The following is a 7,718-nucleotide window of genomic DNA, read 5'->3' as shown; positions in this document are numbered from 1 at the left end:
GGCACGGGCGGGTCTGCGGCGTCTGGTGGTGTTCAACAGCCACGGCGGCAACAAGGCCGCGATCGACAGCGCCGCGCTGGCGCTGCGCATGACGCACGATCTGTTCGTGATCAAGGCCAATTATTTTCGATTCGTCCCGCCCGACGATGCGCTGGCCGCCGACGAGCTGCGCCACGGCCTGCACGGCGGGGCGCTGGAGACCGCCATGATGCAGCACCTGGCGCCGCATCTGGTGCGCCAGGATCGTCTGGCCGACCACGACAGCCTCGGCGCGGCGCTGGCGCGCGAGGGGGCGGTGGTCGGCCCGGAGGGCGAGGCTGCCTTTGCCTGGCGAGCCGAGGATCTGACGCCGGCGGGCGTCGCCGGCAATGCCACCGCCGGGGACGGTGCGCTCGGGACACGGCTCGTCTCGCACTTCGGGGCGCGCCTGGCCGGGATTCTCGCGGAAGCGGGGAGTTTCGATCTGTCGCGCCTGGGGCGGGAGTCGTCAAGACTGGTCTGACGCAGCGCATCCGCCGGCGTGCGGCGACGGTACATGGCCATGGCCCCGATTTCAGGCGTCTCGTGCGCTGTGCAGGGGGCCGCTCAGTCGGGCGGCGTGTCCGGACTGGCCAGCAGCGCATCGAGCCAGTGGCCGGCGCGTTCTGCCTTGGTGGTCAGGTAGCGGCGGTTCTGTGTGGTCAGATTACCGTAGAGGCTGCTGCGGCCGGCCACCCGGATCGGCTCGCGGTCCAGGGCGTCCAGCTTGGCCGGGTTGTTGGTGAGCAGCTCGATGTGCGAGACGTCGAGCTGGGCGAGCATCTCACGCGCCACGGCATAATCGCGTTCATCCTTGTCGAAGCCGAGCACCTGGTCGGCGTCGACGGTGTCCAGCCCGTCATCCTGCATCTGATACGCGCGCATCTTGTTCGCCAGCCCGATGCCGCGGCCTTCCTGTGCCAGATAGAGCAGGACACCGCCGCCGCGTTCGGCGATGGTTCGTACGCTGGCTCGAAGCTGCGGGCCGCAATCGCAGCGCAGGCTGCCGAACAGGTCGCCGGTGAGGCAGGCCGAATGCAGGCGCACCGGTGTCGGATCGTCCCAGGCCTCGGACGCGCCGATCAGAATCGCGACATGTTCGCGCATGCCATCCGGCTCGCGAAAGATCACGAACCGGGAATAGCGCGCGTGCTCGAGCGGGACATCGGCTTCGCTGACGCGGCGCAGCAGGCCCGGGGCCTCGGCGCGATGACGCGCGACGTCCGCCGCGGCGACGGCGAGCAGCTGCCGCTCGGCCACGCAGGCCTCGAGCTGAGGCGCACAACGGGCATCAGGGGCAATCGAGACCGCCGCCGGCACCAGCAGGCTGCGGTGTGCCAGATCCAGCCCGGCACGCTCGGCGGCCGTCAGCTCGTGGAGGGGACGAGTGGCAGGCAAGGCCGCCTCCGGTGCACAGGCCCAGGCAATGATCTGTTCGCGCGTGTCCGTATCGGCGATCGCCAGGCTCGCGGCGCTCGCGTGGTCGCGCTGGTTGACGTAACGCAGCCGGTCATTGGTGAGCAACAGCCGGGGTGCGTCCTCGGCCTGGTTGAACAGATCGGTGAGCAGTTCGGGCGACAGACCCTCGATCGGGGCGACCAAGCGACGACCGTCGTGAGCGTCCACGACCACAGGTAGGCCCCGTCGCAGATCGAAGATGGCACGTTCAACGTCTTGCATGAAACGAATTCCGGTTCGGCCGGAGACCGGGCACAGGACGCCGCGTGCCGGCTCGCGGCGCTGCGATTGCATCCGGACTCTGTCTAGAATGGGCGATATGATGCCACTAATCGATGAAGCCTACGCCTGGGCCGTGGTCCAGGATGCGCGCCACGGTCTTGTCGCGCGCGCCGAGACCGCCGGTCTGACCATCATCGGTGACGGCACGTGGCAATGCCGGTGCGACGCGCGTCTCACCGAGGCCGGCGCCGCCCAGCTGGCGGCGTTGCTGCCGGTGGCCGGCGCCGGTAGTCCGCATGTCGTGGCGCAGATCGGGCAATCACTGGACGGCCGTATCGCCACCGCCAGTGGGCACTCGCACTATGTCACCGGCGAGGCCAGCCGTGTTCATCTGCATCGGCTGCGGGCTCTGGTCGATGCGGTGGTAGTCGGCGTCGGCACGGTCGAATTCGACGACCCGCAACTCACGGTGCGCCATGTGACAGGGGCACATCCGCGGCGTGTCGTGCTCGATCCGCGCGGTCGGGTGGCACGGGACCGCACACTGTTCAGCGGCGCCGGGCCGGAAACCTTCCATCTCGTCGGTCCGGAGGCACCGGGTGCGCCCGGCGCGCATCGTGTTCCGGTGCCGGTCGAGGCCGGCGGTCGCTTCGCGCCGGCCGCCGTACTGGCCGTACTGGCCGAGCGGGGCATGGCGCGGGTCTTGGTCGAAGGCGGTGGCCTGACGATTTCGTCGTTTCTGGCCGCCGGCTGTCTCGATCGCGTGCACTGTGTCGTCGCCCCGATGCTGATCGGTTCCGGCCGGCCGGCCCTGGCGTTGCCGGAAATCGCCACGCTGCACGACGCATGGCGGCCGGCCTGTCGCGATCATCCGCTCGGCGCGGACCGGCTCTACGATCTGGACCTGCGCGCGCCGGGTCGCGCCTGAGCCGGCAGCGCGAGGACATCGACATGGCCGACGAGCAGCCGGGTGCGGCCGGCGGCGATATCGGCGTGTCGTCTTCGTGCCCAGGCCGCGAAGCGTGTCTCGTCTGCCGGCCAGGCCTGGCCCGCGGCTTCGGCCCAGCCGGCCAGCAGCATGTCTGCAAGGCGTTCGTGTCGGGCATCGATGTGCCAGCTCGTCGGCATGGCCGTGACCACATGGCCACGGGCGGCCATGGCGTTGATCAGCGTCGCGGGCGCTGCGGTGCCGAGTGCTGCCCCCAGGCCCTTGTCCCGACGCTGGTGTTGCGCGAGTGCGTCCAGCAACGGGCCGTCGTCGTTGTCCACGGGGCCGGTGAAACGGATATGGCCGTCCACGCTCATGGCCACGAGCAGCGCGGCGCCGATGGCCGAGACCGCGGTGGCCAGTTCGTCGATCCAGGCCGCAGAGACGAGATCGATCAGGGCGGCCGCCGTGACCAGATCGGCGGCCGCCAGGATCGGTGCGAGCGGCTCGGCCAGATCCCGGCAATGCAGTGTGGGGCGGGCGCCGCTTCCGTACGTTGCCGCGAGCCGTTCGAGGTGAGCGGCATCGTTGTCGACGAGATGCCAGCGCGTGTCGGGCGGCAGAAAACGCGCCAGATAGCGCGGGTTCGAGCCGGTGCCCGTGCCGAGATCGACGACGTGCGGCGCGCGGCGACCGCGGCGGGCCAGATCGGTGGCCGAGGCCCGGGCCAGCCCGTGTGCGCGACTCGCGTGGTCGAGCGGCTCGCGTAACGACAGCCACTCGTCCTCGAAGATGGCCCCGGCCATGCGGTCGTCGGTGTTCATCGGCCGGCGGCCACGGTTTCGTCGACGATGGCCGCAAAGCGCGCGGCCGCGGCCGGCCAGTCGTCCAGCCGGGCGCCGGCCTCGGCCGCAGTCTCCGACAGGGCACGGTAGGCTGTGGCATCGTCGAGAACCCTCGCCAGCGCGTCCGCCAGTGCCGTGACCGTGCCCGGCTCGACGGCAATGCCGGCGCCGCGGGGCAGTGTGTCGGCCAGCGCGCCGCCGGTCGTGGTGATCACCGGCAGGCCGTACGACAGCGCTTCGGTGACGACCATGCCGTAGCCTTCGTAGAACGACGGCAGGACAAAGGCATGGGCCTGGCGATAATGGGTCGCCAGTGCCTCGGGCGGCTGACCGCCGACAATCGTGATGCGATCGGCCAGCCCGTGTGTCGAGATCGCCTCGCGCACGGCCTGCGTGCATTCGGGGTCGCGCTCGGTATCGCCGATCAGACGACATTGCCACGCCCGATCGGCCACGCGTGCCAGCGCCTCGACGAGAACGCGATGGCCCTTGCGCGGGATCAGGGTCGCAACAGTCAGCAGCATGGGCGGATCCAGACGCGCGACCTCGGCCGGCCCCGGCGGCGCGACGCCGGGTTCGACGACAGCGAGCCGGTCGGGCGACACCGCGTAGCCGCTGCGCAGCCGGCGTGCCGTGAAAGGGCTCGTCACGATCACGTGAGCGACGTGCGACAGCGCACGTCGCTCGGCCTCGAGCAGGGTGGCGGCAGTGCGTTCGTCCAGCCCGGCTTCGTCGGCCAGCGGATGATGGATAAGAGCCACGAGCGATAACCGGTTCGCGTGTTCGGCCACGATATCGCCCAGCGTGCCGAGAGCCAGCCCGTCGATGATCACGCAGCGGCCGTCCGGCTCGGCGGCCAGCGCCTCTCGCATGGCGCGACGCGCGGTTGCATCGGCCAGCGGAAATTCGCCTGCGAGACCGATCAGCGAGACCTCGCGGCCGGCCTGGCGTAGACAGGCCGCGATACGCGCATCGTAGAGGTAGCCGCCGGTGGCCTGATCCGGATCGCCGGCGACGATCAGCGTCAGGGGATTCACAGATCGGCCTCGTAGCCGGCCCAGGCGATGTGCGATTCGGCCAGTCGCACGCCGAGCCGTTCGACGCCTTGCGCGGCTGGGCCCAGCGTGCCGGTGCCGATGGCCCGGGCCATGCGGTCGAAGACCACACGCGCCATGAACTCCGTGGTTGTGTTGCGTCCGGCGAACTCGGGTACATCGTCGAGATTGCCGAGATTGAATTCCGCGGTGATCGCGCCGAGCCGGGTGGCGGCGGCGCCGATATCCACCACGAGATCATCGACGTCGAGTTCGCGACGGTAAAACGTCACATCGACGACATACGTGGCGCCGTGCAGCGCCTGGGCGGGGCCGAACGTCTCGCTGGAGAAACTGTGGGCGATCATCATGTGATCGCGAACCGTCACACTGTACATAAAAAGGCCTGCTGGATTGGATCTCGTCTGCCGCAGGACCGCGATCGCGATCTATAGCGCGGCGGGCGCCACTGATCGTGGCGGCCGGCAATCGGCGTTGCAACGCCGGGCCGCCCTGTGGCGTTGGCGCATGCGGAGTGCCGGCCACGCTTGGCGGCCCGCGCCTTGCTTGACGCGGCCGGCCGGGGCAACCCGACGGGACGGCGGTCCTTTTTTGCGCAATCCGGCGTTGTCTTTCGCGACGCCAGAATGACGGCCGTACGCGCCCGATGCCTTGATCGCGCAAAAAAATGAGCGCCGGCGCGGCGCACGCGGGACGTGTTAACAGGCCCTGGGTGAGGCCTCGGGATAGGTGATGCGCTGACACAATGTGTCGTCTTCCGGGCGCGACAGACGCGCCATGACTGCCGGCAGCGTGTCGAAGGCAGCATCGATTGCAAACAGCACATCGAGCCGGGCATCGGCGCACAGCGATACGGCGAGCGAAAGCCGGCGTGCATGATCCCAGCGCGCCGCGCGTTGCGGGCATATCGTGCCGACCTGGCTGGCGCGCACGCTGAGTCGCCGGGCATGAAAGGCGCCGCCGAGCGGCACGCTCACCTGCGTTGCGCCGTACCAGCTCAGCTCGATGATATCGGCCTCGTCGCCAGCCAGCTCAAGCGCGGTCGAGAGCCCGGCGGCGGTCGCACTGGCGTGGAAGACGAGATCCTGATCGGCCGGCGCTGCGGCGACAGGGGCGAATTGCACGCCGAGTGCATCGGCCACCGCGGCCCGGGCAGGATTGATATCGACCAGCGTGACCCGTGTGCCGGCCATGCGCCCGGCCAGCCAGGCCACCAGGCAACCGATGACGCCGCCGCCGACGATCGTGATGTGATCGCCGACGCGCGGCGCGGCGTCCCAGAGCGCATTGACAGCGGTTTCGACATTGGCGGCCAGCACGGCACGCGCGGCGGGCACATCGTCGGGTAGTGGGACCACGGCCGAGGCCGATACGACGTAGCGCGTCTGATGCGGATAGAGACAGAATACGTGCCGGCCGGGCCAGCCGGCCGGGCCAGCCTCGACCACGCCGACGTTGGCGTAGCCATGCTTGACGGCATGGGGCAGCTCGCCGGCCTGGAACGGCGCGCGCATGCGCGCGTACTCGCTTTGCGGCACCTGTCCGGCATACACTAAGGTTTCTGTACCGCGGCTGACCGCCGAGAACAGGGTCCGTATCACGAGCGTGTCCGGTGTGGGATCGGGCAATCGCTCGGTGAAGATGCGTGCACCGTTCGGCGGCTCGAGCCAGAGTGCACGGGCCTGGGCTTGGGACATGGCTTTCGGGTCCAGGGCGACGGAAAAGGATCAAGATAAAAGCTTGCGAGCGGCCCGGCCAGGGGTCGGCGCGACAGGCTGGCGCGATCGATGCACTATGCAGGCAAGGCGTCGGCGTGTATTTTCTGAGGCAAAGTTCAGGCCGGGGAGGCGTGTTTGGCACGCGCCGAAGGGAAAGATCGTGACGAACAATCTGGTGGAACGTTTCATCAATCGCGGCACGCTCGTGTTGCATCACGCGGACGGCAGCGAACAAGAGTACGGGCGCGGTGAGCCCGTTGCCCATGTGCATCTGCGCAGCCGCAAGGTATTGACGCGGATGATGTCCGATCCGGAGATCGCGATCGGCGAGACCTACATGGAGGGCGACTGGTGGCCGGGCGACGGCGGGCTGCTGGCGGTTTTTCGTCTGTATTTCGCCAATGCCGACAACTTCAGTGACGGCGGTCGTCTGACCCGTCTGGCGCGTCGTGCCTTGCGGGGATTGCTGGAGATGAACAATCGGTTGAAGTCCGAGCGTAATGTCCAGCATCACTACGACATCGACAACGAGCTGTTCCAGCATTTTCTCGACGAGAACATGCAGTATTCCTGTGCGTACTTCGCGCGGGAGGACATGACGCTCGACGAGGCACAGCGCGCCAAGCTGGCGCATATCGCCCGCAAGCTGTTGCTCAAGCCCGGCGACAAGGTGCTCGACATCGGCTGTGGCTGGGGTGGCATGGCGCTGTATCTGGCGCGACATTACGACGTGGAGGTCGTGGGTCTGACGCTGTCCAACGACCAGTATGCGCACGCCCGGAAGAAAGCGCAGGCTCTCGGGCTGACCCAACGTGTGACCTTTCTCAAGCAGGATTACCGCGAACACGAAGGGGCCTACGACGCGATCGTGTCCGTTGGCATGTTCGAACATGTGGGCCGGCCGCAATACCAGACGTTCTTCGATCAGGTCGCGCGTCTGCTCAAGCCCGACGGTCGCAGCCTCATCCATACCATCGCCCGCAACGGCGCGCCGCCGACCGACAACCGGAACTGGATCACGAAATACATCTTCCCGGGCGGTTATATTCCCTCGCTGTCGGACATCGCCCCCTGTGTCGAGAACACCGGAATGGATCTGTCCGATCTCGAGGTGTGGCGCGTTCACTACGCGCGCACGCTCGCCGCCTGGAACGAGCGATTTCAGCAACAGCGTCAGATCTTCCGCGATCGGCTGGGCGAAAAGTTCTGCCGGATGTGGGAATTCTATCTTCTGGGCTGCGAAGCGATCTTCCGCTACGGCGATCTGGTCGTCTATCACGTCCAGCTTGCCCATGCCAACGATGTGGTGCCGTTGAGCCGTGAATATCTCTATCGCGACAGCGACGAAGCCGCCTCGCCGGCGGCCTCGATCGAACAGGCTGGATAAGCTCGGCGCCCGACGCACGGCCTACCGTGCGTCGGGCGCGGCCTCCGGTCTCAGGGCCTGTTGATGTTTCGTTCGAGTCCGCGCCAA

At 68.0% G+C, this 7,718-nt stretch carries 8 protein-coding genes; 3 read left to right on the top strand and 5 right to left on the bottom strand.

Going from position 1 to position 7,718, the window contains the following annotated elements:
• The coding region (locus tag D3260_RS11110; RefSeq protein WP_147418178.1) for a creatininase family protein at positions 1-502 on the top strand (502 nt) is incomplete at its 5' end.
• A gap of 83 nt (positions 503-585) precedes the next feature.
• Here D3260_RS11110 and D3260_RS11105 read toward each other — a convergent pair.
• A complete protein-coding gene (locus D3260_RS11105; RefSeq protein WP_120098676.1) occupies positions 586-1,698 on the bottom strand; it encodes a GTP cyclohydrolase II in 1,113 nt (370 codons plus the stop codon).
• Positions 1,699-1,795: 97 nt separating this feature from the next.
• Here D3260_RS11105 and D3260_RS11100 point away from each other — a divergent pair, with 97 nt between their 5' ends.
• On the top strand, positions 1,796-2,626 hold the full coding sequence (locus D3260_RS11100; RefSeq protein WP_233544038.1) for a RibD family protein: 831 nt from the start codon (positions 1,796-1,798) through the stop codon (positions 2,624-2,626).
• On the opposite strand, the gene D3260_RS11095 is transcribed toward D3260_RS11100, so the two are convergent.
• The 4 genes from D3260_RS11095 to D3260_RS11080 form a co-directional block, all read right to left on the bottom strand.
• Positions 2,590-3,450, bottom strand: a complete 861-nt coding sequence (locus D3260_RS11095; RefSeq protein ID WP_120098660.1) for a class I SAM-dependent methyltransferase — start codon at positions 3,448-3,450, stop codon at positions 2,590-2,592. The two genes, D3260_RS11100 and D3260_RS11095, sit on opposite strands and share 37 nt — an antisense overlap.
• The gene (locus D3260_RS11090) at positions 3,447-4,508 is read right to left on the bottom strand and encodes a glycosyltransferase family 4 protein (protein WP_120098659.1); all 1,062 of its coding nucleotides are present in this window, start codon (positions 4,506-4,508) and stop codon (positions 3,447-3,449) included. Before D3260_RS11090 ends, D3260_RS11095 begins: the two co-directional genes overlap by 4 nt.
• On the bottom strand, positions 4,505-4,903 hold the full coding sequence (locus tag D3260_RS11085; RefSeq protein WP_120098658.1) for a 6-carboxytetrahydropterin synthase: 399 nt from the start codon (positions 4,901-4,903) through the stop codon (positions 4,505-4,507). Before D3260_RS11085 ends, D3260_RS11090 begins: the two co-directional genes overlap by 4 nt.
• A 321-nt stretch (positions 4,904-5,224) precedes the next feature.
• The gene (locus D3260_RS11080) at positions 5,225-6,223 is read right to left on the bottom strand and encodes a zinc-binding alcohol dehydrogenase (RefSeq protein ID WP_120098657.1); all 999 of its coding nucleotides are present in this window, start codon (positions 6,221-6,223) and stop codon (positions 5,225-5,227) included.
• Positions 6,224-6,404: 181 nt separating this feature from the next.
• On the opposite strand from D3260_RS11080, the gene D3260_RS11075 reads away from it, so the two are divergent.
• Positions 6,405-7,631, top strand: coding sequence for a cyclopropane-fatty-acyl-phospholipid synthase family protein (locus D3260_RS11075; RefSeq protein WP_120098656.1), 1,227 nt, complete (start codon positions 6,405-6,407; stop codon positions 7,629-7,631).
• Positions 7,632-7,718: the final 87 nt, after the last annotated feature.

This window comes from Salinisphaera sp. Q1T1-3 (assembly GCF_003602005.1).
Taxonomy (GTDB): Bacteria; Pseudomonadota; Gammaproteobacteria; order Nevskiales; family Salinisphaeraceae; genus Salinisphaera.
This window is presented reverse-complemented; position numbering and strand designations above follow the sequence as displayed.

Coding starts and splice junctions, on each gene's coding strand:
- D3260_RS11105 (WP_120098676.1), bottom strand. CDS start 1,698: ATGCAAGACGTTGAACGTGCCATCTTCGATCTGCGACGGGGCCTACCT.
- D3260_RS11080 (WP_120098657.1), bottom strand. CDS start 6,223: ATGTCCCAAGCCCAGGCCCGTGCACTCTGGCTCGAGCCGCCGAACGGT.
- D3260_RS11095 (WP_120098660.1), bottom strand. CDS start 3,450: ATGAACACCGACGACCGCATGGCCGGGGCCATCTTCGAGGACGAGTGG.
- D3260_RS11100 (WP_233544038.1), top strand. CDS start 1,796: ATGATGCCACTAATCGATGAAGCCTACGCCTGGGCCGTGGTCCAGGAT.
- D3260_RS11085 (WP_120098658.1), bottom strand. CDS start 4,903: ATGTACAGTGTGACGGTTCGCGATCACATGATGATCGCCCACAGTTTC.